The organism is Fervidicoccus sp. SLHALR4, from assembly GCF_058692745.1.
In genome coordinates this window covers 1,282,025-1,305,622 of the sequence record NZ_CP182483.1, presented here as the reverse complement: position 1 = coordinate 1,305,622, position 23,598 = coordinate 1,282,025, and the positions used below count along the sequence as shown (strand labels likewise).

General features: G+C 50.2%; 30 protein-coding genes, 3 tRNA genes and 1 other RNA gene. 21 read left to right on the top strand and 13 right to left on the bottom strand.

Annotated elements, in window-relative coordinates; all coding sequences use genetic code 11:
* The first annotated feature begins 12 nt into the window (after window positions 1–12).
* From pstC to ACLGLO_RS07095, 3 genes are read left to right on the top strand one after another with little or no spacing between them, the layout of a single operon-like run.
* On the top strand, window positions 13–909 hold the full coding sequence (gene pstC, locus ACLGLO_RS07105; protein ID WP_492128199.1) for a phosphate ABC transporter permease subunit PstC: 897 nt from the start codon (window positions 13–15) through the stop codon (window positions 907–909).
* Window positions 906–1,787, top strand: coding sequence for a PstA family ABC transporter permease (locus tag ACLGLO_RS07100; protein WP_492128198.1), 882 nt, complete (start codon window positions 906–908; stop codon window positions 1,785–1,787). Before pstC ends, ACLGLO_RS07100 begins: the two co-directional genes overlap by 4 nt.
* A 5-nt stretch (window positions 1,788–1,792) precedes the next feature.
* Complete coding sequence (locus tag ACLGLO_RS07095; protein ID WP_492128197.1) at window positions 1,793–2,557, top strand: phosphate ABC transporter ATP-binding protein; 765 nt, start codon at window positions 1,793–1,795, stop codon at window positions 2,555–2,557.
* Between the two features lie 69 nt (window positions 2,558–2,626).
* Here the strand turns inward: ACLGLO_RS07095 and mtnA are convergent, their stop codons facing one another.
* Both mtnA and ACLGLO_RS07085 read right to left on the bottom strand, forming a co-directional pair.
* Window positions 2,627–3,712, bottom strand: coding sequence for an S-methyl-5-thioribose-1-phosphate isomerase (gene mtnA / locus ACLGLO_RS07090; RefSeq protein WP_492128196.1), 1,086 nt, complete (start codon window positions 3,710–3,712; stop codon window positions 2,627–2,629).
* Between the two features lie 10 nt (window positions 3,713–3,722).
* The gene (locus tag ACLGLO_RS07085) at window positions 3,723–4,778 is read right to left on the bottom strand and encodes a hypothetical protein (protein WP_492128195.1); all 1,056 of its coding nucleotides are present in this window, start codon (window positions 4,776–4,778) and stop codon (window positions 3,723–3,725) included.
* Between the two features lie 110 nt (window positions 4,779–4,888).
* On the opposite strand from ACLGLO_RS07085, the gene ACLGLO_RS07080 reads away from it, so the two are divergent.
* Window positions 4,889–6,091 (top strand): amidohydrolase family protein, encoded by a 1,203-nt coding sequence (locus ACLGLO_RS07080; RefSeq protein ID WP_492128194.1) that lies wholly within the window; start codon window positions 4,889–4,891, stop codon window positions 6,089–6,091.
* Here ACLGLO_RS07080 and ACLGLO_RS07075 read toward each other — a convergent pair whose 3' ends face one another.
* Entirely contained in the window at window positions 6,092–6,346 is a 255-nt protein-coding gene (locus tag ACLGLO_RS07075; RefSeq protein ID WP_492128193.1) for a hypothetical protein, read from the bottom strand. It abuts the gene before it with no gap.
* A gap of 60 nt (window positions 6,347–6,406) precedes the next feature.
* Between ACLGLO_RS07075 and ACLGLO_RS07070 the strand changes: the two genes are divergently transcribed.
* Window positions 6,407–7,411, top strand: coding sequence for a TIGR00269 family protein (locus ACLGLO_RS07070; RefSeq protein WP_492128192.1), 1,005 nt, complete (start codon window positions 6,407–6,409; stop codon window positions 7,409–7,411).
* A 143-nt stretch (window positions 7,412–7,554) separates the two neighbouring features.
* On the opposite strand, the gene ACLGLO_RS07065 is transcribed toward ACLGLO_RS07070, so the two are convergent.
* Window positions 7,555–7,845, bottom strand: a complete 291-nt coding sequence (locus ACLGLO_RS07065; RefSeq protein ID WP_492128191.1) for a DUF211 domain-containing protein — start codon at window positions 7,843–7,845, stop codon at window positions 7,555–7,557.
* Window positions 7,846–7,874: 29 nt separating this feature from the next.
* Window positions 7,875–8,924, bottom strand: coding sequence for a hypothetical protein (locus ACLGLO_RS07060; protein ID WP_492128190.1), 1,050 nt, complete (start codon window positions 8,922–8,924; stop codon window positions 7,875–7,877).
* Between the two features lie 174 nt (window positions 8,925–9,098).
* Here ACLGLO_RS07060 and ACLGLO_RS07055 point away from each other — a divergent pair, with 174 nt between their 5' ends.
* Both ACLGLO_RS07055 and ACLGLO_RS07050 read left to right on the top strand, forming a co-directional pair.
* Window positions 9,099–10,079, top strand: coding sequence for a DHHA1 domain-containing protein (locus ACLGLO_RS07055; RefSeq protein WP_492128189.1), 981 nt, complete (start codon window positions 9,099–9,101; stop codon window positions 10,077–10,079).
* Window positions 10,076–10,999 carry a metallophosphoesterase family protein gene (locus ACLGLO_RS07050; protein WP_492128188.1) on the top strand — a complete coding sequence of 308 codons (924 nt, stop codon included), beginning with the start codon at window positions 10,076–10,078 and terminating at the stop codon, window positions 10,997–10,999. Before ACLGLO_RS07055 ends, ACLGLO_RS07050 begins: the two co-directional genes overlap by 4 nt.
* Window positions 11,000–11,098: 99 nt before the next feature.
* On the opposite strand, the gene alaXM is transcribed toward ACLGLO_RS07050, so the two are convergent.
* Window positions 11,099–11,812: an alanyl-tRNA editing protein AlaXM gene (gene alaXM, locus ACLGLO_RS07045; protein ID WP_492128187.1), complete on the bottom strand. Its 714-nt coding sequence runs from the start codon at window positions 11,810–11,812 to the stop codon at window positions 11,099–11,101.
* 81 nt (window positions 11,813–11,893) lie between these two features.
* On the opposite strand from alaXM, the gene ACLGLO_RS07040 reads away from it, so the two are divergent.
* A complete protein-coding gene (locus ACLGLO_RS07040; protein ID WP_492128186.1) occupies window positions 11,894–12,199 on the top strand; it encodes a hypothetical protein in 306 nt (101 codons plus the stop codon).
* A 35-nt stretch (window positions 12,200–12,234) separates the two neighbouring features.
* Here the strand turns inward: ACLGLO_RS07040 and ACLGLO_RS07035 are convergent, their stop codons facing one another.
* From ACLGLO_RS07035 to ACLGLO_RS07025, 3 genes are all read right to left on the bottom strand, one after another.
* A complete protein-coding gene (locus ACLGLO_RS07035) occupies window positions 12,235–13,242 on the bottom strand; it encodes an FAD-dependent oxidoreductase (protein WP_492128185.1) in 1,008 nt (335 codons plus the stop codon).
* Between the two features lie 29 nt (window positions 13,243–13,271).
* Window positions 13,272–13,493, bottom strand: a complete 222-nt coding sequence (locus ACLGLO_RS07030; RefSeq protein ID WP_492128184.1) for a hypothetical protein — start codon at window positions 13,491–13,493, stop codon at window positions 13,272–13,274.
* Window positions 13,494–13,723: 230 nt separating this feature from the next.
* Window positions 13,724–13,800: transfer RNA gene (locus ACLGLO_RS07025), tRNA-Ala, on the bottom strand.
* Window positions 13,801–13,857: 57 nt separating this feature from the next.
* Here ACLGLO_RS07025 and truD point away from each other — a divergent pair.
* Window positions 13,858–14,817, top strand: coding sequence for a tRNA pseudouridine(13) synthase TruD (truD, locus tag ACLGLO_RS07020; RefSeq protein WP_492128183.1), 960 nt, complete (start codon window positions 13,858–13,860; stop codon window positions 14,815–14,817).
* Window positions 14,818–14,930: 113 nt separating this feature from the next.
* On the top strand, window positions 14,931–15,449 hold the full coding sequence (locus ACLGLO_RS07015; protein ID WP_492128182.1) for a transcription elongation factor NusA: 519 nt from the start codon (window positions 14,931–14,933) through the stop codon (window positions 15,447–15,449).
* Between the two features lie 20 nt (window positions 15,450–15,469).
* Here ACLGLO_RS07015 and pth2 read toward each other — a convergent pair whose 3' ends face one another.
* Window positions 15,470–15,829 (bottom strand): peptidyl-tRNA hydrolase Pth2, encoded by a 360-nt coding sequence (pth2, locus tag ACLGLO_RS07010; RefSeq protein WP_492128181.1) that lies wholly within the window; start codon window positions 15,827–15,829, stop codon window positions 15,470–15,472.
* A gap of 85 nt (window positions 15,830–15,914) precedes the next feature.
* Here pth2 and ACLGLO_RS07005 point away from each other — a divergent pair, with 85 nt between their 5' ends.
* The 6 genes from ACLGLO_RS07005 (at window position 15,915) to ACLGLO_RS06980 (ending at window position 18,324) form a co-directional block, all read left to right on the top strand.
* Window positions 15,915–16,127 (top strand): zinc finger domain-containing protein, encoded by a 213-nt coding sequence (locus ACLGLO_RS07005; protein ID WP_492128180.1) that lies wholly within the window; start codon window positions 15,915–15,917, stop codon window positions 16,125–16,127.
* Between the two features lie 12 nt (window positions 16,128–16,139).
* Complete coding sequence (locus ACLGLO_RS07000; protein ID WP_492128179.1) at window positions 16,140–16,418, top strand: elongation factor 1-beta; 279 nt, start codon at window positions 16,140–16,142, stop codon at window positions 16,416–16,418.
* 51 nt (window positions 16,419–16,469) lie between these two features.
* Window positions 16,470–16,776: signal recognition particle sRNA (gene ffs / locus ACLGLO_RS06995), an RNA gene on the top strand.
* A gap of 17 nt (window positions 16,777–16,793) precedes the next feature.
* On the top strand, window positions 16,794–17,213 hold the full coding sequence (locus ACLGLO_RS06990; protein ID WP_492128178.1) for a CBS domain-containing protein: 420 nt from the start codon (window positions 16,794–16,796) through the stop codon (window positions 17,211–17,213).
* A gap of 61 nt (window positions 17,214–17,274) precedes the next feature.
* Window positions 17,275–17,358: transfer RNA gene (locus ACLGLO_RS06985), tRNA-Ser, on the top strand.
* A 144-nt stretch (window positions 17,359–17,502) separates the two neighbouring features.
* Entirely contained in the window at window positions 17,503–18,324 is an 822-nt protein-coding gene (locus ACLGLO_RS06980; protein ID WP_492128177.1) for an aldo/keto reductase, read from the top strand.
* A gap of 56 nt (window positions 18,325–18,380) precedes the next feature.
* Here the strand turns inward: ACLGLO_RS06980 and ACLGLO_RS06975 are convergent, their stop codons facing one another.
* The gene (locus ACLGLO_RS06975) at window positions 18,381–19,094 is read right to left on the bottom strand and encodes an SDR family NAD(P)-dependent oxidoreductase (protein ID WP_492128176.1); all 714 of its coding nucleotides are present in this window, start codon (window positions 19,092–19,094) and stop codon (window positions 18,381–18,383) included.
* 205 nt (window positions 19,095–19,299) lie between these two features.
* Between ACLGLO_RS06975 and ACLGLO_RS06970 the strand changes: the two genes are divergently transcribed.
* The 5 genes from ACLGLO_RS06970 to ACLGLO_RS06950 all read left to right on the top strand — a co-directional run bounded on the left by ACLGLO_RS06970 (window position 19,300) and on the right by ACLGLO_RS06950 (window position 21,765).
* Complete coding sequence (locus ACLGLO_RS06970) at window positions 19,300–19,458, top strand: hypothetical protein (RefSeq protein ID WP_492128175.1); 159 nt, start codon at window positions 19,300–19,302, stop codon at window positions 19,456–19,458.
* Between the two features lie 32 nt (window positions 19,459–19,490).
* The gene (locus tag ACLGLO_RS06965) at window positions 19,491–20,036 is read left to right on the top strand and encodes an NADPH-dependent FMN reductase (RefSeq protein WP_492128174.1); all 546 of its coding nucleotides are present in this window, start codon (window positions 19,491–19,493) and stop codon (window positions 20,034–20,036) included.
* 242 nt (window positions 20,037–20,278) lie between these two features.
* A tRNA-Arg gene (locus tag ACLGLO_RS06960) sits at window positions 20,279–20,357 on the top strand.
* A 346-nt stretch (window positions 20,358–20,703) separates the two neighbouring features.
* Entirely contained in the window at window positions 20,704–20,862 is a 159-nt protein-coding gene (locus ACLGLO_RS06955; protein WP_492128173.1) for a hypothetical protein, read from the top strand.
* 300 nt (window positions 20,863–21,162) lie between these two features.
* A complete protein-coding gene (locus ACLGLO_RS06950) occupies window positions 21,163–21,765 on the top strand; it encodes an integrase (protein ID WP_492129169.1) in 603 nt (200 codons plus the stop codon).
* A gap of 159 nt (window positions 21,766–21,924) precedes the next feature.
* On the opposite strand, the gene ACLGLO_RS06945 is transcribed toward ACLGLO_RS06950, so the two are convergent.
* Window positions 21,925–22,860, bottom strand: a complete 936-nt coding sequence (locus ACLGLO_RS06945) for an SDH family Clp fold serine proteinase (protein ID WP_492128172.1) — start codon at window positions 22,858–22,860, stop codon at window positions 21,925–21,927.
* 7 nt (window positions 22,861–22,867) lie between these two features.
* Entirely contained in the window at window positions 22,868–23,359 is a 492-nt protein-coding gene (locus ACLGLO_RS06940) for a hypothetical protein (RefSeq protein ID WP_492128171.1), read from the bottom strand.
* Window positions 23,360–23,598: the final 239 nt, after the last annotated feature.

Below are 23,598 nucleotides of genomic sequence, written 5' to 3'. Positions count from 1 at the left end.
GGTGGCTTCCGCTTGAAGGCCAGGAAAAGATCAGATGTTTTTTCATTCTTCAAAATTTCGAACATAGTTATAATAGCTGCCGTTGCGCTTGCAGCGGCGGTCCTCTTTTATAAGAGCGAGTCGATCTTCCAGAGGGAAGGCTTGAGCTTTCTGACTCAGAGCACCTGGAATCCTGCGGTAGAGAGGTACGGAGTGCTCTTTGCAGTTGGGGGCACTCTTCTCACAGCAGCAATTGCGGTGAGCCTCTCCTTGTTCCTCTCCATCGCCTCCTCTGTTGCAATTGTGGAGCTCATTCCCAAGAGGATGAAGAGCGCCTTTTCCGCTCTCATAGATGCTGCTGCGGCCATCCCCAGCGTCATATACGGCCTCTGGGGGCTCCTCATCCTCTCCCCCATTCTGAAGGCGTACGTAATGGATCCCTTCTACAGGGCTTTCGGGCCTGTGCTGGGAATCCCCAGGGGTTTGGGGACTTCGCTGTTCTCAGCATCGGTTGTTCTAGCGATCATGGTGCTCCCTTTTGCAACGAGCATCATAAGGGAGAGGCTTTATTCAGTCCCCCCAGCAATAAAGGAGGCCCTCATATCCCTCGGCATGACCAGATGGGAGTACATAAGGGCAGAGATCAGCTACATCAGGAGGAGCATCATTTCCGCCGTCCTCGTGGCGTACGGGAGGGCCATTGGAGAGACCGCCGCAGTTGCTTTAGTCGTTGGAAATATGGTGGCGCCGGACTTCTACAAGATCTTCAACCCAGGCTACACAATATCGAGCCTCATAGCTAACCAATACATGAACGCGGGCTCCTACGAATACATGGAGAGCGCCATCTTCGGGGCAGCCTTGATCCTGTTTGCACTGAGCGCAGTGATAAACTTGCTCATTGCGCGCTTCTTTGGTGAAAAGCTATGAACGACCTTAAGCTGAGGAAGGTGAAGTCAAACGTGATGCTGGCTTTTTTGTCTGCAGTATTCATAATATCCATACTGCCCATCCTCCACTTGATAGGAAGCATATCGGTCAATGGAATCAGGGTGATCTCTTCAAACTTTCCAGGGATATTCACAGAAACTCGTCCGATCCCAGGAACAACCGATGTGGGGGGAATAGGCCCTTACATATTCGGATCTCTGCTGCTCACTGGAATTGCATCGCTGATTGCCGTGGCTTTAGCTCTGAGCGCTGCTGTCTTCACCTCAGAGTCCATATCGAGGGGAGAGAGGAGGTTGGGGAGAGCTACGAAGCTCTTCTCCAACATGCTCATTGAATTCCCAACGATAATAATCGGGCTCACAGTCTATGAAATTGTGGTAGCTGCAGGAAAACTGACCGGTTCAAGTATTCCGGGATTCAGCGCTCTTTCTGGTATAATAGCCCTCGTCCTCGTAGCGGTCCCGTATATATTTTCGCAAATAGAGGATGCCCTCAGGAGCATTCCGGCTAACATAAGGGAAGCCGTCTACTCCGTTGGAGCTTCGAGGTTCAGGACTTCAACTGTCCTGCTGGGGTATATCAGATCCGCATTCTTCGCCTCAATAACCATTGGGGTTGCCAGGATGCTGGGGGAAACAGCTTCTCTATTATTCACTGCTTTTGGAAGCGACTACTACACATACAGCGAGCCCGGCTTCCTCTTGAAGCCTATAGGAACTCTGACCCTTGCCATATACAACTTCGCCGCTTCCCCCTATGAGAACTGGGTGAACCTGAGCTGGGCAGCGGCCTTCGTTCTCCTTCTCATGACGCTCTCCCTCTTCGCTGCATCCCGCGCCCTTGCTGGGAAGAGGTGATCTCCGTGAGCAAGCCGATTCTCAGAGTGAGGGATTTGAAGGTGAGGATCGGGGGCAGAGAGATAATAAAGGGGGTATCCTTCGATGTTCCAAATAACTCGATATTCACAATTATGGGCCCCTCCGGAAGCGGCAAGTCCACCCTGCTCAGGGCAATAAACAGGCTCCTCGATTTGTACGAGGATGTGAGCGTTGAAGGGAAGATATTCGTCGACGGCGTCGAAGTATATTCTCCCTCCACTGATGCTATAGAGGTCAGAAGATTGGTTGGCATGGTTTTCCAGATACCCAACCCCCTGCCTCATCTCTCTATTTATGATAATGTTGCTCTGGGGCCCAAGATAAACCGCTACGTCCGAAACAAGAGAGAGCTCGATGAGATAGTCAGGTGGGCTCTGGAAAAGGCCTACCTATGGGAAGAGGTCAAGGACAGGCTGCATGTTCAAGCCTCGAAGCTGTCGGGAGGTCAGCAGCAGAGGCTGTGCATAGCAAGAGCTCTAGCTATGAAGCCGAAAATTCTGCTGATGGATGAGCCTACTTCCAATCTGGATCCTGTAGCTACTTCGAAGATAGAGGAGCTGCTCAGCGGATTGAAGGAGGAAACGACCATCGTCCTCGTTACCCACAACCCCCACCAGGCGCGAAGGGTGTCCGATTACGTACTGTTCATGTACAACGGTAGGATCGTTGAGAGCGACAGGGCTGAGCGAATATTCAGGAGCCCATCGTCGGAGCTGACGGAGAGGTATATCAATGGGGCCTTCGGGTGATGAAGAGAAGAAGGCCGAGAGAGTTTTTGCTCTGGAATTGATTGCCAAAAAAATTCTGGGCCTTCATTGCTAATCGAGCAGCTTTTTGAGAGAATCTTCCCAGCTTCCCCTGGCTATGCCCTTCTCTGTAACAATAGCAGCTACAAACTCAGGAGGAGTTATGTCGAAGGCGGGGTTGTATGCTCTCGCCTTCTCCGGAGCTATCCTGAGCTTCCCGAGAACGGTTGTTACTTCATCCTCCGACCTGTTCTCTATCTTCACATCCTCAACTTTTGTTTTTCTGTCGATTGTGGATGTTGGGGCAGCGACGTAGAATGGGTAGCCGTGGATGTGGGCCATTGAAGCAACTACGTAGGTCCCGATCTTGTTAATGACGTGGCCGCTCATGAGGATTCTGTCAGCCCCAACGATTGCCTTGTTGGCTAGTCTGTTTGCGAATGCGTATCCTACCATTCCATCGGTGATGAGCCTGTAGGGGATCCCCTCCTTTTCAAGCTCCCAAGCCGTGAGCCTCGCTCCCTGCAAGAGAGGCCTCGTCTCATCAGCAACTACGGAGATCTCCTTCCCCTTCCTCCAGGCAGTCTTTATGACTCCAAGAGCAGTTCCGTAGCCTCCTGTAGCAAGAGATCCCGTGTTGCAGTGGGTAAGGATCCTGTCCCCGCTCTCGAATAGAGATTCCCCGATCTCCCCCATCTTCAGGTTCCCTTCTATGTCCTCTATGTGTATCGAGAGGGCTTCAGCCAGCAGCTCCTCCTTTATGTCATCTGCGCTGAGGTTCGAGGCCTCCTCTATTTTCTTCTTCATCCTCTCTATGGCCCAGAACAGGTTCACTGCAGTGGGCCTCGTTCTCGAGAGCCTTTCTGCAGCTTTCAAAGTATCTTTGATTACGTCTTCTGCCTTTCCCTTGGAATTGTGGGCCGCCATGGCTATGCCGAGGGCTGTAGCTATCCCAATGGCCGGGGCCCCCCTTATCTCGAGCCTGACTATGGCTTCAGCCAGCCTCTCAACGCTCGAAGTTTCCACGTACTCCTCCTTCCAAGGGATCTGGGTCACGTCGAGCCAGGAGACCTTCCCGTCCTTCCAGAAAACTGGGACTATTCCAACAGTTTCCTTGAGCTGGAAGAATTTCTTCAAGAGGTGATCCGACTTCCCCATGAAAACCGCCTCACGAAACGTACCTGCATGATGTGACTAGGATCTGCCTTATTTTCTCCAGGCTGTACCCCTCCTTAAGCTTTACTACAACGATGTTTCCATGCCCTCCAGCATCGGTTCCTATGCCCTGAGAGAGGAGCTCATCTGCTATTAACTTCGCGGCATTGTTCCTCGTCCTTATAACTAGGATCTCCCCTCCCTTGACCGAGGCGAGGAGGGCGACTGGAGACCTGAGCTTCCTGGAGAGCCTCGTTGCAAGGCTCGAAACCCCCCTCCTCCTCCACTTCTTTCTCGCATCGACGAACCTGAAGCAGCCCCACCTCTGTGCCCCTATAGAGAAGTCCTCCACAGCCCTCTCGAGCTCTTCATCCCTCTTCTTCGCCTCCTCGCTTACCCTGTTGAGTATTTCGAGGTCTCCCTTGCTCATGGGTATGGGGAGGGGATTGGACATCCACCTGACCATTTTCACCCAGAAGCTGCTGTCCCTCTCGAGCTTGAGCGCCCTCGCTATGGAAGCAACTAGCGAGACCGCGTTCATGAGCTCATCTGGAGGCCTCTTCCCCAGCTCTATGTAGCCAACAGCCTTTGCGAAGACCTCAAGCCTCTCGGGAAGGGGCTTTCCGAGCTCGTGGGCGATCTCAGCTAAGTGCATTGAAGTAGGCTTGCTGCTCCCCACCCTCAGCTTAGAGACGTGCTGCCTGAGCTCCTTCAGGCACTCGAGCGTTGAGAAGTGGTGGTCTATGTAGATGACCTCCGTGGAGGGGCACCTGCTTTTTAAGCTCCCCAGAGAGTCGAGGATGCCCTGGTTGCACGCTATGTCGAGAAATGCTATGTATGAGGGGCAGCCCGCGATCGATTTCAGGATGCTGGGAGCATCCCTCGGCCCTCCAGGAACGAGGTTGACGTTCAGCTTCTTCTTCTGGGGGAAGAGCTCTGAGCTCTGGAGGTAGAGGAGGATCGCTGCAGAGACCGCGCCGTCGGCGTCCCAGTCAGAGATTACGAGGGCATCTTCACCGCTCAGCAGCATGGCAAAACGCACTTCCCCTGCCTTCCAAGATCTGCTCAAGCAACAGCTTTTTGTTATTATCGGATAAAAGAAGCTATATATTTTTCCAGCATACCCAGGCTCAACATTTTTATATTTTTTTAACCAAATAAATGAAAGGTGGTAAGGACTTGCCTGAATACGATCTTGTAATCAGAAATGCGAAGACGAGGGAGTTTCCGAACAGGCTCGTGGATATAGCGATCTCAGAAGGGAAGATTGCCGAGATCAGAGAGAAGATTGAAGCGAAGGGGAACGAAGAGATAGATGCTGGGGGGAAACTCGTCTCTCCTCCGTTCGTTGATGCCCACCTGCACATGTGCAAGGTCTACACGTACCTCATGATAGGGGAGGAGGCCATAAGGCACTACCACGAGAGCGAGATGGGGACATCCGAGCTCGCTATTCTGCTCGCCTCCAAGATAAAGGAGAAGTACAGTGAATCGTGGATATATGAGAATGCGAAGAGGGCTGCCCTCGAAGCCATAGAGTACGGGACGCTGTACATAAGGGCGTTCGTCGATACAGATACGAAGGCGAAGCTTGAAGGGATAAAGGCCCTCCTGAGGGTGAGGGATGAGCTCAAAGACAAGATAACGATACAGGTCGTTGCGTTCCCCCAGGACGGAGTTGTGAGGGATCCGGGGGCTGAGGAGTACGTGAGGAAGGCTGTGGAGATGGGGGCAGATGTCGTGGGAGGGATCCCGTGGATCGAGATAACCTCCGAGGACGAGGATGCCCACATTGACAGGATGTTCGAGATAGCTAAGGAGCACAACAGAGATGTAGCTATGCTCACCGATGATACAGGGGATCCGGGGCTCAGGACCACGGAGAAGCTTGCGAAGAAGGCTGTTAAGGAGAACTGGAAGGGGAGAGTCACTGCAAACCACGCGAGGGCTGCCAGCATGTACACGAAGCCTTACCTAACGAAGCTTGCCCAGCTTCTCAAGATGGCCGACATGAGCTTGGTCACTGATCCACACACCGGGCCGCTGCACATACCCGTCAAGTTCTTCCTGTCCCAAGGAGTAAACGTCGCGCTTGGGCAGGACGACATAGCGGATGCATACTATCCATACGGAAACAACAACATGCTTGAAATAGCGTTCCTCAACTCCCACATCCTGTGGATGACGACGCTCCAGGACATGGACACCCTGTTCAGCATGATAACATACAATGCGGCGAAGGCCATGAGGATAAGCGACTACGGGCTGAAAGTTGGGGGGAGAGGAGACCTAGTCGTACTCAACGCTGGAAGCGTCTACGAGGCCATATGGAGACACGAGAAGCCCCTAAAGGTGATAAGGGGAGGAAAGGTCATAAAATAATCAGGAGCTTTTTTGCCCTTTCCTTCTGTCCTCGATCACTTTCGCTACAAACTGGTAGCCGCTTACGGTTACTGCAAAGAAGTTGAGGACTGAAAAAACTACATCCCTCTGGAGGAAGGCGTAGATGAAGAGCATGAGGCTTCCCAGAGAATAGAGCCCGCTCAGCGAAGCTGGAGGCTTGTTTTTTATCGAAGTGACCCAGCCGAGAGATATCAAGATTAACCCAATAATACCAATATAGCTGACAGCATCCATGAGCAGCACCCGAAGAAATGGATGCTAATGCAGAATATAAATGTTGGCCGTGATGCTTCTATGGTTAAGTGCGACAGGTGCGGGGCTAATGAAGCTGTCTACTACCAGCACCACACAGGCTTGAAGCTGTGCAGCAAATGCCTCGTGGAGGACGTAAGGAACAGGATCAGGGGGGAGATCGAGCGCTTCCAGCTGATAAAGGAAGGGGACACGGTGCTGCTGGCCCTCAGCGGGGGGAAGGACAGCTTCGTCCTCCTTGATTCTCTTTCGAGCATAGTCAGCCCAAGCAGGCTCATAGCCTTTTCCATAGTGGAGGGGATCCCGGGGTACAACAGGGAAGAGTACATAGATAGGCTGAAGCAGTACGCCCGGGAGAGGGGGGTGGAGATCGTCGTTTCCAGCCTGAAGGAAATCTTTGGCTACTCCCTCTCTGAGGTTGTAAGCATGGCGAGGGAGAGGAGCGAGACGAAGGAGCTCTCTCCATGCACTTTCTGCGGAGCAATGAGGAGGAGGGCCATAAACGTGGCTGCGAGGGAGCTTGGAGCAACAAAGACAGCAACCGCTCACAACCTTGATGATGAAGTCCAGACAATATTCATGAACATACTGAGGGGGGATCCGGAGAGGCTGATCAGGCAGCACCCCCTCGCCCCAAGGCTGAGCGACCTCCTGGTGCAGAGGATAAAGCCGATGAGGAAGATATATGAGAGAGAGGCTACAGCCTACTCCTACGTCCTCGGCTACAGGTTCCAGGAGACGGAGTGCCCCTACATAATTCACCAGCCAACGCTGAGGGCCAGGATAAGGCACTGGCTCTACATGCTCGAGAAGGAAACCCCGGGCTCAATGCTCTCTATATTGGAGACATTCGATTCGCTTATTCTGAAGAGGATGGAATCTTCGAAGTACGAGAGGCTTCCGACATGCAAGCTTTGCGGAGAGCCGACAAGCATAGGGAGAGATATATGCAAGCTGTGCGAGCTCATGGGAAAGCTGGGAATCGAGCCCTCTCCTCCAAAAAAGCTGAGGTTGGCGACGAGCCTCAGCTCGAAAGCGAAGGGCTAAAGCTGGGAGACAGCTCAATCCTTTGGTGGAGCTTATTTTCGAGGTTAGAATTCTACCTGCTCAGCTATACCAGCCAATGCATAAGGAAGATCGCCCGAAAGGAAGAGAAGAAGAAAGCCATCATTCACAGCTGGGATGATGGGTCAGAATTCGTAGAAGTAATCGGGGATCTCAGCAGTCCTCTTCCCAGCAACGATCTGATCCACTCCGTGAACAGCAGCCCCAAACTCATCGAGTGCTTCCTTGAGCTCCGCCATGTCTATGTCCTCTCCCTCTACAACGACCAGCAGCGTTTCAGTATTGACGTCGAACTCCTTCACAGTTATATTCACGGATTCGACGCCCTTCACGCGCTCAATCCTTGTAGCGAGCCCTTCGATTCCGAGGCCCCTTATCGGGATCAAAACATCGAGGACTACCCTCCTTATGCCCATGAGACCACGCACCTGCAGAATCAGCATAATTACTCTCTGCTTCTTTCTTTAAATCTCTTTTCGATGAACTTCGCCTCGCCGCCGTCGTTCCATATCAAGCGGAGGATGTAGGACTTTGAGTCTTTAGGCGTCTTCGCCCTCATCTCTCTGCTCACTTCTGCATAGGGCATGAGCTCCCCTATGAACTCCCTGTTCACGACCATGCCGGAGGCGAGGCCTATGAGGGAAACTCTCTTCATGGTTCTCCCCGTCAGGTTCTTCACCTTTGCAAGAACAACGACATCGCCGTCCTCGGCTCTCCTCACGTGGGCTTCAAGATCCATCTCGCGCTCCTCCTCCCTGCTCGCGACTATGCTCATGGAAGCTAGTATGGTGTGGCCCTTCTTCTTCCCGAGGAGGTCCTTCAGCCTCCTCAAGGCTATTCCTCTGATCTCGGGTGCGGTAAAGGCCAGCTCAACATCTTCCGCCTTTCTGATTATGTCCAGAGCTCTCGCAACCCTGTCGTTCAGGAGGACTTCGAATGAGTGAGGGGGATCCCTTGCTATGAAGACCCCGTTGAATTTCACGAGGGTGTACTTATCATCATCCAGCCTGAACTCCCTCGACTCTCCCCCTGCAAAAGGCATTCCCCCTCCAGGATAGATCACCTTCTTTTCGCCCCCGCCCTCGAAGAGCGCGAACATGGAAGTGTGGGTCACGAAAAAAGGAGAGGAGCCGTTGTTGAGAACAACGATTCTGCTCCTCGCCCTCGCGGCCTCTCTCTTCAGCAGGGGGGAGACATCTATCAGAATGGATGAGAATATGCTTCCATCAACGCTGAGGCTGAAGTTGGGGCGGAACTCCTTTGCAAGAGAAATTCCATCCATCCAGACCCTCAGCCTCACTTCGCTCGACGGCTCGTGAACGATCCCGATGTCTAGGATCCCCTTTTCGAGAGAGTCCTTCGACGGGATATCGAAGTTCGATACGGCCTTTGTGTGGTTGTACAGGCCCCCCAGAGTTCTTCCAATTGGAACAATCATGTGCTTAACTTTGCTCTTCATTGATGCATTGATCAGCTGCGGGATATCGTCTGACACCGTTCAGCACCACTGGACAGATTCTAAACATTAATCAGTAATACGCTATATAAAACTGACCTCATCCCAGAGGAATTGAAAGCTTCGAACACAGCTGCTTTCCCAGACTTTATATAGAGAGAGCTCCCAATATTTTGCAGAAGATTTTGTGATGAAGGCTGGAGGTGGTTCTTTTTGGGGAAAAAGTGGTGGGTTCTCTCCCACGGAGATGGAGATGGAGTAGCGAGCGCTGCTGTTGCTTCAGCAGTCTTGGGAGATGATGTGAAGGGAATATACTTCACCCACCCAGCGGGCCTCGCTGAGGACTTGAGGATAGTTGAAAGGGGAGACAGCGTGATAATAATGGACATAGCCCTCTCGGCTGGGATGACGGAGAAGGTGATCGAGGAGCTCAGCCGCATAGCGAGAGAAGGCGGTTCTGTTGTTTACATAGATCACCACCCGATCCCCCCTGGCTTTGATCCTCGAGAGATCCCCGGGAGCTTCGTGCACAGCGAGTGCTGCTGCGCTTCCGAGCTGACTTTCCGTTATCTTCAGAAAACTTCCAGCGGAAGCGGTCTGAAAAGCAGGGAGCTTGAGAAGATCGCTCTCTACGGGGCTATCAGCGACTACCTGGATGATACTGAATGGGCGAAGAGGGCTCTGGACAACTGGGACAAGCGCTACATATATTACGAAGCAGGCGTCCTTTCTCAGGGGCTCGAGGGCATGAGGAGGCAGCACAACCTGAAGAGGGAGATAGTCAAGGCTCTCGTTGCTGGAGAGGATCCGAGCTCTATAAGCGAGCTGGTCGTCAACAGCATATTCATGAGCAGGAACGAAAAGGCTCTCATCGAATACGTTTCAAGCCACTACAAAGTTGTTGGGGAAGTGGCTTATGTCCAAGATCCCCCCGGCAGCGTGCCGAGGGCCGCTACCTACGCGAGGGCCGCTTCCGGGAAGAAGGTCGGGGCCGCTTTCGAAATAAGGAAGGGGATGGCTTCAATGAGCTTGAGGGCTTCCGATGCTTCGCTGAGGCTGAACGAAATAGCGATGAGGCTTGCCCCTAAGTTCGGGGGGAACGCTGGGGGGCATCCCCAGGCGTGCGGTGCCAGGATCCCAGTGGAGAAGATAAATGAATTCTTCGAAGCTGTCTCGGAGGCGCTGGGGAAGTGAACTTGTGGGAGCTGGTGAAGGGAAGCGTTAATGATTCGGTGGATTCCCCGAGGAAAGCGGGGGAAAAGCTTGAAGGATACGCAGCTGCTATGAAAGATCAAAAGAATAAAAGGATCGCTGAGAGGGAGTACCGCGGCAGGGTCTTCTTCATAGGGGACATACACGGAGATCTGGAAACGCTGAGCAAGATGCTCAGCAGGATCGAGGTCTCTTCTCTGGAAAGGGAAGAGGCCTTCCTCGTGTTCCTGGGAGACTACATAGACAGGGGACCGAGGCAACTTGAATCCCTCTTCACTGCGCTCGAGGTCTGGTCCCTCTATCCTAGTAGCGTTGTGGTGCTCAGGGGAAACCACGAACCCCTGAGCAGCGTTTCTCCATATCCGCACGACTTTCCAGAAGAGCTCGTCATGAGGTTCGGCTACGAGAAGGGGAGCGAGCTGTACTGGAAGGCCAGGGAGCTGTTCGAGCTGCTTCCCATGGCTTCCATCATAAACGGAGAGATCGCAGCTGTCCACGGAGGGATCCCTACTCTGACTTACCAGAGGAGCGAGAGCGTCTTGGAGTACCTCAGCGGAAGAGATGACGAAGAGAGGATGAAGGTTTCCGTTGAGCTCCTCTGGAATGACCCGACAGATGATCCTGTTGTGAGGCTCCCTTCGCCGAGGGGAGCCGGCTACCTCTGGGGCCCAAAGGTAACGGAGTGGGCGAGGAAAAAGTTCGGGCTGAAGCAGATAGTGAGGGGGCATGAAGCCTGCGATATGGGCTACAAGTTCAACCACGGCGGAGCCGTTCTGACGCTCTTTTCTAGAACAGGACCGCCGTACTTCAACAGATCTGCTGCCTACGCGGTGCTCGACCTCTCAAGGGAAGATTGGACAGAGAGCATCCTCTCCTCGATTTTCTTCATAACCACTTCGTAGCGCTTCAAGAGGAAATTGGAAAGACCGCTGACCGCTCCCTTTTTTAAGCTCTTGCTCGGAGATGCGGAGAACCTCGCTGTGCAATGAGGCTTGTAAAAATCACGGGTTGAGCCTGAAGTAGATCCTTCTGTTGTTTTTCCCTTTATTTTCAAGCTTTATGAAGGCAATTTCCCCAACTTCCGAGGTGTTTGAAACGTGCGGCCCTCCATCAGCCTGTATATCCACTCCCTCTATCTCGACTATCCTCAGCTTCTCCACATCTGGAGGCATGGCCTTGGCGAGCTTCACTATCCCCTCGATCTTCATGGCCTCATCTCTGCTCAGATAGTAGATCTTAACCCTGTGGCCCTCCTTCAGGATCCTGTTGGCTTCGCTTATGACGGAGAGGACGAGGTCTCTGTCAGGCTTTTCCAGGTTGAGATCCACTCTAGAGACGTCTTCTGTTACCTGGTTTCCAGTCACGAGAGCCCCGGCAGTCCTGTTGAAGATGGAGATAAGCACGTGGAGGGCCGTGTGTGCTCTCATTATCCTGTATCTCCTCTCCCAATCGAGAACGACTTTGACCTTTGCTCCTTTCTCAAGGAGAGCTGGCTCCGAGAGAATGTGGTAGACCTCGCCACCCTCTTCCACAGCTTCAGCGATTCTGAACTCTCGGTCTCCGGCTATCAGCTTCCCTGTATCGGAAACGAGCCCCCCAGATCTAGGGTGAATGACTGTTCTGTCCAGAACAACTCTCCCTGGAGAGCCGTCTATGACCTCTGCTTCCGCCTCTCTGAGGTATGAATCATCTTGATACAAAAGCTTAGTCCTCATTGAGACCACTTATCAAGTCTATTCGCACCCGACTCCTTTTAAAGTTTCACGAAGAGTAGAGTTCTGATGCAGGAGATCGGAATGATGAGAGTGGTCTATTTCAGGGACCTCAGCACAGAGGCAAGCTTGGGTGAAAGGAAGCTGAGAGACGCTATTCTCGGGATCTCCAGGAAGTACAAGCTGAAGGTCGATTTCCTCTCGATTGTAATACCAGACATCGAGAGGGATTTCCGCTCAGCTATCAAGGTAAATGAGGGAAGAGCTGTGGAGCTGGAAAGCTTCAATGAATCCCTCCTCGAGGAAGTTCTGCTGAGCGAGATGGCCGGTGGCATTCACTTTGCACACCCGGCTTCAGGAAGGAGCATAGCACAGGAGATGGAGGCTTAGGGCCACTGCAGGGAAAGCTAAAGCAAGAAAAAGGATCAGTGGGTCAGAAATTCGTCAATATGCACAGCGGCATCGATTCCGCTCTTCAGCGCAATCCCTATCTTAGATGGCCCCACCACAACGTCTCCAGCTGCAAACACCCCCTTCCTGGAGGTCATCTGCTTTTCATCGACCTGTATTGTTCCGTCATCCTTCACGGCTACTCCCAGCTTTTCCAGTCCAGGAGGAGGCGTTGGCTTAGCACCGATGGCATTTATCGCAGAGAGGAAGTCTATTTTAACTTCTTCCCCGTAGGCTAGAGCTGCTTCTCTGCTTTTTCCTCCGACCATGAAAGTCTTGAGGAAGATCCCTCCCAACAGCTCACCGGTTTCGCTGCATATGAATTCCTTGGGGGAGAGGTTCTCGAGGAACTCTGCTCCACCCTTCTCCAGCCTCGAGATCTCCGCTTTTCCCATAGGGGCGACATCCTTCGTCCTCCTGTATATTATCTTCGTTCGGTGCTTGAGCTCAAAGAGCGAGACGTGGGCGGCATCAGCTGCTGTTAGGCCGCCTCCTATTATAGCTACGGGATCCCTGAGGGTGAAGTCTTGGTATCCAAACATGGGCTTGTATCCGAGCTTGACTCTGTGGTAGTCTATGAGCCACTCAACCGAGGGGAAAACGTTGGGAGATTCCTCGCACTTGATGCCGATCCTCTTGGTCTTGAGGGTTCCAGTTGAGATGAGCAGAGCCTCAGCTCCATCCAGGGCTTCTCCTGCTTCTATATCCAAGCCGACCATCTTGTTCGTGAAGAAGGAGACCCTTCCCGTTGAGATAAGCTCCCTCACACCTTCGCGGACGCCCTCTTTGCTCAGCCTGTAGTCTGGGATTCCGAAGAGCAGCAGTCCCCCAGGCTCTGGATGAGCATCATAGACAACGACTTCGTATCCGCGGCAGAGCAGATAACCTGCTGCTCCCAGCCCGGCAGGGCCTGCTCCTATTATGGAAACCCTCTTGCCATTTTTTGCTGGAATTTTCGAACTATCACATTTGAGAAACCTCAAGGAAGCTCACCAGTCGAGTCGTTCAGTGATCAGAGTTTGAATCCTTCCTTAATAAGAAATTTCTTCAGAACCTCTGGGATCTTCACATCTATTTTAGAGCACGGAGACTTAGGTATGTAGAGAGGCCTGGGGTATTTAGGGCCCTCTATGATGACACCAACTACTTCCCCCTCTCTGGAGGTGAGGAAAGTTATCCTGTAGCTGCCGACGAATTCAACCCTCTGTTCCTTTACTCCAGACTTAACTCCCATGGAATCATCAACTTTTGGTGGGAAGCTTCTATTATTTCAATAAAAATAATTTCATCCCAAATATAATAACATTATCTATTTTTGTATTGTTGAAATAATGGGAGGCAGGGCATTTTTATGTTAGCCAAAGCAGGTTCGCTTCAGAACTGCCAAGAAGAGCAAAGTACGTTGTAAAAGCTCTGGGAAACGTGGTTCAAGCTTTGAAAAGATGCGCGGTTCAAGTGATTTGATGGTGGACCGGCCGGGATTTGAACCCGGGACCTCTCGGATGCCAACCGAGCGCTCTTCCAGGCTGAGCTACCGGCCCGCGACATTATTCACTTAATACTTGAGGTTTTTAAAATTTAGTTTTGCGGGTGAAAGGATGCTGTATGAAGACATCGGCGTTGAGACCTTCGTTACATCTACGCCCGGAAGCCTTGTTAATGGGTTCATGGACAAGTGCTCCGACTTCATAGTCGTCGAGAGCTCTGTTATTCATCCCCAGGACTACGGAAATTTCCACGCTTATTATCTCATAAAAAGCGGGGTTTCTACAGAGAAAGCGAGGAGGAAGCTTTCTGGAATTGGATACAGAGGAGGCTTTTTCTACTATGGTCTGAAGGACAGCAATTCGCTCTCCGTACAGAGAATAGCCTTAAGCTCATTTGTTGGAAAGGAGCTCTGCATTGAAGGGAAAATCAAGCTCGTATACATCGGAAAAACGCCCTTCGTTCCGAAAAGGGGCGGCTTCGAAGGCAACATCTTCGCAATAAGGATTCCGAGAAGCCAAACGAGTATAGAAACGCTGGAGGAGCTGAAAAAGATCCCATTCATTCCCAACTTCTACGGCCACCAGAGGTTCGGCACGAAGAAGCCTTTGAACCATGAAATTGCTGTCGAGAAGCTGATGAAGGGGGATCTCGACCTGCGGGGCTTTGAGGGGAAGCTTCTGGCCGAATCTCTTCAGAGCTACATATTCAACAGGTGCCTGTCGAGGCTTAAACTGGAGGGAAACATAGGAAAGGCGGGAGTCCTTTTGGGAAGGGGGCACGAAAAGCTCTCTGAGAAAGATATAGCTTCAAAGGAGCACTACAAGTGCTCCCTGGAGGTTTCGAGGGAGCTTGGAGTGCTTGAGCTGATGAGCAGCAGAGATTTCCTCAAGACAAGCATGAGGTTGCTGTACATCGAAAATCCACTGCTGCGGTACTACAGCACCAATGAGAGAATCGTGGTGTTGCTCAAAATGCCCCCAGGAAGCTATGCATCGATCTTCATAAGGGAATTTTTCAAGCGAGACGAGAGCTGGATATACAAGAAGTGCCTCCCGGAGAAGTTGTGCTGAGCAGATCGCAGTGATCGGTAGGGGATCACTACTTATATTAATCTGTTATGCTAATGATAAGATTCTTGAGCTTGAAAAAAGAAGTTCGATTCTGCTGCTGAGCGACGGCGGAGGTGTCGAAAATAGTAAAGATACCCCTCGACTACATCTGCGTCAAGACAGGGATACTCTGTCCCCGATGCCAGAGGCTCGTCGAAACCGGGAAGGTGTCTCGAGAAGAGATCCCGATAATGAAGGCTCTCATCGAGCTTGAAGACGACAAGGAGTTCAAGCAGCTGAAGGAACTGCATTATGAGAGGGCAATATCCGCCAAGGATCTTGTTGTCATAATTGTCAAGAGCGGGGACGCGGATCCTCTCTTCCTGAAGAAGACAGCAAAAGCCTTGAGCGAATCTCTGGGAAAGAGGGTGCAGATAGTTGAGCAGAGCAAAGACCTCAAGAGGCTGGCTTCCGAGCTCCTCAGCCCCGTCAGGATAAACGGCGTGAACACCGTCTGGCTTCCAGACGGAAGCACCGAATACATAGTGAGGATAAGCAGGTTCGATTTGAAGTCCCTCCCCTCGAAAATAGATGTTCTTGAGGAGATCCTTTCTAAGATAATCGGAGCCCCCGCAAGGATAAGGCCAGAATGAGAGGAGCAGCTCTCCGATGATCAGTAGAGCTTCAGGCTCCCCGTTATCTTGTCTACCGCTTCATCGGGAGCCGGTCCTATTCCCACAGCAGTAGCTGTTCCAGGCTCAAGCTCAGTCAGTCCAGCATCGTTTATGAAAGAAGCCGGCAGATTCATGGCCTTAGCTTTCTCGTAGACAATCCCAAGCTCCTCTTGGCTGTTCACCCTCACCACGACCTTCTTCTGCCCCTCACTGATCCACCTTTTCAGCCACTCTTTCCACTCTCTGTTCGATGACTCAATTATGAGGAGGACGCAGGACACGCTGGCATGAGCTACCTGAACAGCCAGCTTGCCGGCGCTCATGTTGAGATCCTTCCTCGCAGCGATCACCTGCTTCAAGGCCAGCCACCTTCCCTGCTAGTTTTATTTAAAATATTTATTAACGATTGTGTCAAGACCGATATGAAGAGCAGAGGGAAGGATCATGCAGGTTAGCTATCCATCAACGAAACTTAGCGTTCATGAAACTGTGAAAACGCGTGTGTGCTCAAGCTGCAAGAGGACAATATCTCCGGATGAGAAGCCAGTAATCTTCATGTGCCCCAACTGCGGCAAGGTTGAGATAATAAGGTGCAGCAAGTGCAGGAAGCAGGGGGTCAAGTACGTCTGCCCAGTCTGCGGCTTCGTCGGGCCTTGAGGTGCATGAGGAATGGCCAGAGTCCTGGCATCTGTGAAAGTATTTCCGAGCGACAGCGAGGCTGACAGAGGAAAGATCCTCGATGAGATAAGGAAGGCGCTCCCCGAGGAATACCACATCCTGAGGGCTGCGGAAGAGCCGATAGCTTTTGGATACGTAGCGCTCAAGCTGTACATAACGTTTCCGGAGGATACTGAAGGGGGAACCGAAAAGCTCGAGCAGCTGCTGAGGTCAGTGAACGGCATCGATGACTTGGAAATAGAGAGCGTATCAAGGCTTAGCAGCTTCTGAGATCCTCAGAGAGCGAATAAAACTTATTTTAACTATTGAGCAATATTATAACACGCGGGTAGGGCCGGGGGCTCGCCCTCCCCAAACCCGAAGTGGGCGTAAGGCGGGGGCCAGTAATCCCGCAGAGTGCAGTTGAAGCGGGAGAGGATCCCCAGATAGCAGTGAGCCCCGCCCCGTGGGGTCGAGGGAAGGGGCTCGCCTGCTGGAGGGCAGGCGGGACTCCTCTCACCGGAGAAAAACGGCCAGGCCCGGAAGGGAGCAACCTATCTCCGGACCTCGACGTTCACGGGTCACCGGGGGGAGCGATTCTGGGGGGAGATCCTCTCCTGCGTAAGCTGCACCTGCGGGAAGCCGCATAACAAAGCGGTGATAGATATGAGCAAATCGAGTAAAGGTACAGTGGAATCGATAATGAGCAAGCCGCCTATAGTAGTCCACAAGGACAATACAGCTCAGGATGCCGCAAAGCTGATGTTCAACAACAGGATAGGTTCTGTTCTAGTAGTTGATGATGACGGCAAGCTGATTGGAATAGTTACCGAGAGGGACCTCGTTTACCTCGTATCTCTCGGCAAATCTCACCTGGCGAGCGAGTATCCTGTGTGGCAGCTTATGACTGAAAACCCTGTCACAGCGAAGCCCACCGACACCATCGAGGAGGCGCTCGCAAGAATGAAGGAGATCAATGTGAGGCATCTTCCAGTTGTTGACGAGGATGGGAGGCCGATTGGGGTGATTTCGATAAGAGATATAATTGATTTCATGCTGAGGCTGATTAGAATTATCCACGGCTAGCAGCACAGCTCAGCTGCAACATTTATAACTCCAAAGTAAAAACAGATTTGAATAACGCAATGCCGGGGTCGCCCAGCCTGGTAGGGCGCCGGCCTGCTAAGCCGGTGGGGGAAACCCCGCGCGGGTTCAAATCCCGCCCCCGGCGCTTCTGCTTTCTCCTAGTATTCGGCTGAACGTGAAAAAGCCTTCGATGTGAAGGAACATGCGTTGCTCGAACTCGTATCACTGACCTCCATCAAAAGCATGATTTGCATTTTGTGAGAAAAGTCACACTTGAAGGGGAGAAGCATTGGAAAAGAAGTGCTTCAAAGATATTGGATGCATATCTTCCCTCGGAATGGGAACATGGGGTATTGGGGGAGGCTTCTGGTCTCCCGACTACTCCCGCGACAGAGAAAGCATTGAGGCCCTCAGATATGGCATAGAAAACGGAATAACAGTTATTGATACGGCCGAGATGTACGGAGGAGGCCATGCAGAGGAGCTGGTTGGGCAGGCCATAAAGGGCTTCAATAGAGAAGACCTGTTCATAGTAACGAAAGTCTGGAATACAAATGCTTCATATGATAGAGTTCTCAGCTCTGCAAGGGCGAGCTCAAAGAGGCTCGGCACCTACATAGATCTCTATCTTCTCCACTGGCCGAGCAGCAGCGTCAGCATCTGCGAAACGATAAGAGCCTTTGAGCACCTCGTCGACGTGGGAACAGTTAGATTCTACGGAGTTAGCAACTTCTCTCTGGAAATGCTGGAGGAAGCCCTTAGCTGTCAGAGAAAGCATGAGCTGGCAGCGGTGGAAAACCAGCTCAGCTTGGGGAGGAAAGACGATCTCCATGGAGTTGTTGAATATGCGGAGAAGCGGAGAATGCTTTACTTAGCCTACACTCCGATCGACAAGGGAGCAGTCAGGAAGAGCAGGATCCTCGAGGAGATCGGCAGAAAATATGGAAAAACGCCCATTCAGGTCGCCCTGAACTGGCTCTTCATGATCCCTCCAGTCGTCCCAATACCGAAGAGCGCAAATAAAGAACACATAAGAGAGAACCTCGGGGCTGTAGGTTGGAGAATGGAATATGAGGACTGGAAGCTGCTCGAAAGAGCAGAAATCCTGTGAAGCATTTCCCTCGTGACGCTCTCTCTGTGCAGTGAAGCGCGTCCTCACTTCGTTCACTAAAAGAGCGGAGGGAGCACAGGACCAAAGAGGAGCTTGGCAAGCTTCAGATACCTGGGAATATATACGTTCTTCTTTTTTTTCTTTGCAATCCCATCATAAATGGCTTCAGCTACTTCTTCCGGCTTGAGCCCCTTCATCGATGCTCTCGAGCCAGCCCTGCTGTGGAAGTTAGTAAGCACAACGCCGGGATAAACGTTCATCAGGTGGATCCCCCTCTCCGCAAGCTCCCTCCTCAGGGCTTCGGAAGCATAGTGCAGGGCGAGCTTGGTAGCGCCATAGAGAGGAAGCTTCCTCATGAGAACAAAGGCTCCTCCGCTTATCACGTTGACTACAGCGGAACCCTCCCTCATAGCCTCCACGAGATTTTTCGTCAGCAGTAGCGGAGCAATGAAATTCACGGAGGTCATGCTGATCACCTCCGAGTCAGTCATCTCGAGTATGCCTCTGTATGCTCCAAAGCCAGCGTTGTTGATGAGCAGGTCCAGAGGCGCAAATCTTTCCTCTACAACTTGAACAAGATCTCTTATCGAAGAGAGATCCGAGAGGTCGCAAATGGCATATTCGAAGTTGCTGCCGCAGGTTCGCTTTATCTCTTCCAAAGCATCGCGGTTTCTGCCTACTCCCAAGATCCTCCAGCCGTCTTTTCCGCATCCCTTCAGGGAGAGAGCTCTTCCTATTCCAGAGGAAGCCCCAGTTATCAAAACGTTCATTTTTCATTCAGCCTCCAAACGGACGATTATGCTAATGTTATTATGTACAAAGCAGTTAAGAGCTATTTCATTCAAAAAGAAATATCCTCCATATATATCAAAAGTTGATAATATAGTGAGGCAATCTTAGCGTTGGAGATAGAAAATGTGCATGTTCTGTTACGGAGGCTGGATGCCTTTTGGATGGGTAGATCCCTGGCAATTTATGCTCTGGTGGGCACTGGGCTTCACCATTTTCATCATCATAGCTGCGGTTGCGGTCTTCGCAGTCGTGAGGCTGCTGAGAGAGAGTAACAGCAGAAAGATTGAGAGGGAGCTTGAAGAGCTGAAGGAGAAAGTGAGGGAGATGGAAAAGAGTCATTAGAGCACCTGAGTTAGGTGGGAGAAAAAGCATTGATGAAGGTTTTGGGAATTCCCGGGTCTTTGAGGAGCAGATCTTACAACAGGCTGCTTCTGGAAAATGCCAGTAGGGTTCTCCCCAGCGGAGTTGAAATGGAGATTTTTCCGCTGAACGAGATCCCTCTGTTCAATGAAGATGAAGAAAACAGGCCTCCTCGTTCGGTTGTAGAATTGAAAAAGGCCATAAGGGAATCGGATGCTGTAGTAATTTCGACTCCTGAATACAACTATTCTATCTCTGGAGTGCTGAAAAATGCCATAGATTGGATAAGCAGGCCTCCTCAGGAGAACCCCCTCGATGGCAAAGCCGTAGCAATAATGAGTGCCTCCACAGGCATTTTGGGAGGAGCTAGGGCTCATTACCACCTCAGGCAGATTCTGGTCTCTCTCAACGCTTGGGTGATAAACAGACCAGAAGTCATGCTTGCTCAAGCAAACAAAAAATTCGACGATAACGGAAATCTGATAGACGAAAGAGCAGTTCAGCTCCTGTCGCAGCTCATGAGCAATCTGATAGCTTTTGCGAAGCAGCTGAAGAAGTGAGCTTTTCATTAGAGAGCTGAAGCACTGAACCTCAATGTAAATTTTTACTTTAAAGCATTGAATCCTTGAATAAGCCGAGGCTGAACCCGTATTAATTTTCGCAGTTGAACCATCCTTGGACGGTGGATATATTCATTTTTGAAAAGAATGTGCGCATATGATGAAGCATTAAATATCGATGCTTATGCTTCAGTTAGACAGCGAAAATGAGAAATATAACATCCAGAGCAGAAAGAATTATCGGGCCCGTGGCCAAGCCAGGATCAAGGCACCGGCCTTCGGAGCCGGGGATCCCGGGTTCAAATCCCGGCGGGCCCGCCATTTATATACCCCATATATAAGCTTTTCTCTTTTTTCAAGGTAAAGTTTTTATACCTGACTATATGTTTCCAACTCATGGATTCTCTGGAAACTCAAGGGTGAACATCACGAGTGATAATGCAAGCGATGGTGGGAGAAGGTAGACATAAGCAGGATAGACCAGGAAACCAGGCGCTCTCTCCTACTCAAGCTCAGGGAAAAGTATCCTACAAGCGAGCTTCTAGCCAACCTTGCTATAAAGATTAGAGCAACACTAACAAAATACCTGAAGTATGGTCGGAGGATACCAGACGAAGTCGTTGCCAGGATGCTTGAGAATTTTGAAGAGGAAGAGTTCTGGAGCTTATTGAGCGGAAGAAAGAAGCTAGAAGCAATAGGCCTCATAGACAGTCAAACCGGGAAAGTCGACTATCAGGGAGTGATGGAGCTATTGAAGCTCGCAATACGGGAGCCAATATTGAAAAAAAATATTCTTAGAATTCATTTCGAAGTACATGCGCAATGAACTATCCAGCTAATGCCTGCTAAGCTGCCAGCAATAGAGATATAAAGTGGACGAACGAGTTCGAAGACTAATTGAGGAATGAGAAAAAATACAGGACGAGGACACAATAAAATACTACAAGAACCTCTTTAAAACACCTGGAAGAAAAGGAGCTAAATGAAAAGCTTGTTAGGAAGATACGCAATGCACCGTCCTGGGTGCGTGTAGTGTTTAGACATTACGTGCGTTACCTGTTCTTTTATAGGAAAATCGATGAAGACACCTTCGCATGGTTACTAACTTTCGTCCCAGGCCGCTCTTATCCGAAGGAGACCTATATACTCAGAATACAACCTAGACAACATACAGAGAACCTTCGAGAAACTATACAACCATGACATAAAGCTGTACTGGTTTTATCGTCTTGTATTAGAGAGCGGAGCACGGCCAGAGCATGTCGCCGAGATGTTAAAAAACTGGAACCCCAACGAGGTCGTGAGCATAAAAGAGCTTCGAGGGCATAGCGAGCCGAGACTAGTATGCTTCGAGGACTTCTGCCGCTATTATATGGGAATCAAGAGGAGAAACAAGCAGGCGGGATGGATATACATGAGCAGAGAAACCTACAAGTACTTCTCAGCAATAGCGCCGATAAGAATAACAAAGGATATAGGCAAGAAGTATAGGAGAAAACATGGACTGCTAAAGCCTAGTGATATGCGTAAGATAGCGGAGCAATGGATGAAAAGCGAATTCTCAAGGAAACCAGATTTACTTGAAGGCGACAGTCCAGAAACAATTATGGCGTTTGTTCAGTTTAGAACCGGGGAGCTGAAGGTTAGTCATCGTCATTATGATAACTTAAGACGTAAAGCTGACAAATTATATCCCTTTTATCATAAATATTTAGAAGAGACGCTATAGAACAACATCATGGTTAAAGCAAGCGACCAGACTAATGCTTTAGATCAGCGGTACACTCGTAACTACATCCATGTTGAATGAGGCTTCAAGGAACTGTCTTGCATAGGAAGCAACTCTAAAAATGTGTCTTCAGTCAATGCGTGTACCTTTATGCAGTTTTCATAGATTCGATAATTGTTGAATTAGTTGTGTGGAGGGCATGTAAATTAGTCCATAATTGGTCTCATGTTTTTCGATTATCGGTTCGAGCGGCAGTCCTTGCCGTATTACTGTAAGGAGCGGTTCATTGGTTTCATTAAGTTTGTCAAATAGTTCGTGAATTTTTTTGTAATATTGATAGACAAGATTGAGTTGTTCATCTTCGAATGTCTTTACCCGAATCTCTATGCGTTTAGCTTCTTCAATATGTATGACTTGCCCGTGATACATGTAAGACTTTACCAATCTACTAGCAATTTCTCTAGCGGTGGATTCTGAGTCCCGGAACATTCTCTTTTTGAGGAGGTCTTCTGCTAGATATTGTATGTGTTCTACAAGGGAGTCATAATGCCCTAACTCAACAATTGGTATCCTCTCGATTAACTCTTTGGTTACTTGTGTATCGGATATACCCACTTCTTTAAGCGTTTTTATGACTTGTTTTAGAGAGCCGGCTATTGCCTTGGCAGATATCCACCTGCCAGTTTCTCTCACGTATATCTGCGGGTCTATTGGTCCAAGTTCTGCTATAGGTGTTAAAAGTATCTCGTCAGCAGCGCATGCCAGAAGCGTCCCGGCCGATTTAGCGTATCTAGGAACTATTACGTAAAGCTTTTTATTCTCTGGTACATAGCTCTGTAGTCTGATTCCAATGTGGTATGCTGCGTCAGGGTCACCACCCATTGTATGAAGGATTACGTAAAGGTCTTCGTTCACTTTGTCCTTATGTTTCTCACGTATGTAGAATTCTAAATCATCTACTACGTCGCGCGTAATGCTGGCAAGCTCGTGGAAGATGAGATGTATTACTTTACCGTTTAGCTGTTTTTCCAAATCATTAACAATGGTATCAATTTCTTTTACTACTTCGTTTACGTTAATGCTTGTCCTCTCCACGTCTTGTTCACCTCTTGCTATAGAGGTCATAGCGCTTTTGCCACTCCTTAACTCGTTCTCTAATTATACTCTGCGTAGTGTATTCCGGGTACTTCCTGTACAAGTATGCGAGAAGGTAGGTAATTGGAAGAGTTGCATAAGCACGTACCCGGGTGTAGAGCATCAAGGCGAGAGCAGGGTTTGTCTGAAGCAGACCTCTGAAGGCTTCTTTACCCTGTTCTACTAAAGACTTACTAGCCTTGTACACCTTTACTGCGCGCTCCTGAAATTCTTTAGGCTCATATTCCTCAACACTTAGCTCTCCTCGCCTTATCAACTCTTGTACTAAGTCTTCGAGTTCTTTCGACCAGGGCCCATATTTTGATGCTATAAATTCGAAGCCCCCCAAACCAAGCTCCTTCTGTAATAAGAAGACTATCTTCTGTAGCCTAGTAGCTCCCTCGACAGCTCCACCTGCTACATAGAACAATAATGCTAGAAGTTCACTTCCTGCTGGCATAATATCTCCCCTTTATTGTATGTATTTTATTTCATGGGGTTAAAATGTTACTACGACTACACACGCTACATGAACTACGAGTTTTTTTCTCATAGGGATGATAATAAACTTATACTTTTATCTTTAAATGTCTCCTGTAGAAGCCTAATGTATGCTGGGTACTGTCAGTCTGCTTCTCTTAGAAGGTCTTCGTATCTGGCCCCTGAGGCTCGTAGATCTCCGAAAGAGCTCTTCACGAA

Bases quoted from the DNA above. Each gene is read 5' to 3' on its own strand.
- ACLGLO_RS07000 (WP_492128179.1), top strand. From the start codon at position 16,140: ATGGCCAGAGTCCTGGCATCTGTGAAAGTATTTCCGAGCGACAGCGAG.
- ACLGLO_RS06990 (WP_492128178.1), top strand. From the start codon at position 16,794: ATGAGCAAATCGAGTAAAGGTACAGTGGAATCGATAATGAGCAAGCCG.
- ACLGLO_RS07030 (WP_492128184.1), bottom strand. From the start codon at position 13,493: ATGGGAGTTAAGTCTGGAGTAAAGGAACAGAGGGTTGAATTCGTCGGC.
- ACLGLO_RS06940 (WP_492128171.1), bottom strand. From the start codon at position 23,359: ATGCCAGCAGGAAGTGAACTTCTAGCATTATTGTTCTATGTAGCAGGT.
- ACLGLO_RS07100 (WP_492128198.1), top strand. From the start codon at position 906: ATGAACGACCTTAAGCTGAGGAAGGTGAAGTCAAACGTGATGCTGGCT.
- ACLGLO_RS07070 (WP_492128192.1), top strand. From the start codon at position 6,407: ATGGTTAAGTGCGACAGGTGCGGGGCTAATGAAGCTGTCTACTACCAG.
- ACLGLO_RS06975 (WP_492128176.1), bottom strand. From the start codon at position 19,094: ATGAACGTTTTGATAACTGGGGCTTCCTCTGGAATAGGAAGAGCTCTC.
- mtnA (WP_492128196.1), bottom strand. From the start codon at position 3,712: ATGGGGAAGTCGGATCACCTCTTGAAGAAATTCTTCCAGCTCAAGGAA.
- ACLGLO_RS06965 (WP_492128174.1), top strand. From the start codon at position 19,491: ATGAAGGTTTTGGGAATTCCCGGGTCTTTGAGGAGCAGATCTTACAAC.
- ACLGLO_RS07040 (WP_492128186.1), top strand. From the start codon at position 11,894: ATGATGAGAGTGGTCTATTTCAGGGACCTCAGCACAGAGGCAAGCTTG.
- ACLGLO_RS07075 (WP_492128193.1), bottom strand. From the start codon at position 6,346: ATGGATGCTGTCAGCTATATTGGTATTATTGGGTTAATCTTGATATCT.
- ACLGLO_RS07065 (WP_492128191.1), bottom strand. From the start codon at position 7,845: ATGGGCATAAGGAGGGTAGTCCTCGATGTTTTGATCCCGATAAGGGGC.
- truD (WP_492128183.1), top strand. From the start codon at position 13,858: ATGCTGTATGAAGACATCGGCGTTGAGACCTTCGTTACATCTACGCCC.
- ACLGLO_RS07005 (WP_492128180.1), top strand. From the start codon at position 15,915: ATGCAGGTTAGCTATCCATCAACGAAACTTAGCGTTCATGAAACTGTG.
- ACLGLO_RS06970 (WP_492128175.1), top strand. From the start codon at position 19,300: ATGCTCTGGTGGGCACTGGGCTTCACCATTTTCATCATCATAGCTGCG.
- alaXM (WP_492128187.1), bottom strand. From the start codon at position 11,812: ATGAGGACTAAGCTTTTGTATCAAGATGATTCATACCTCAGAGAGGCG.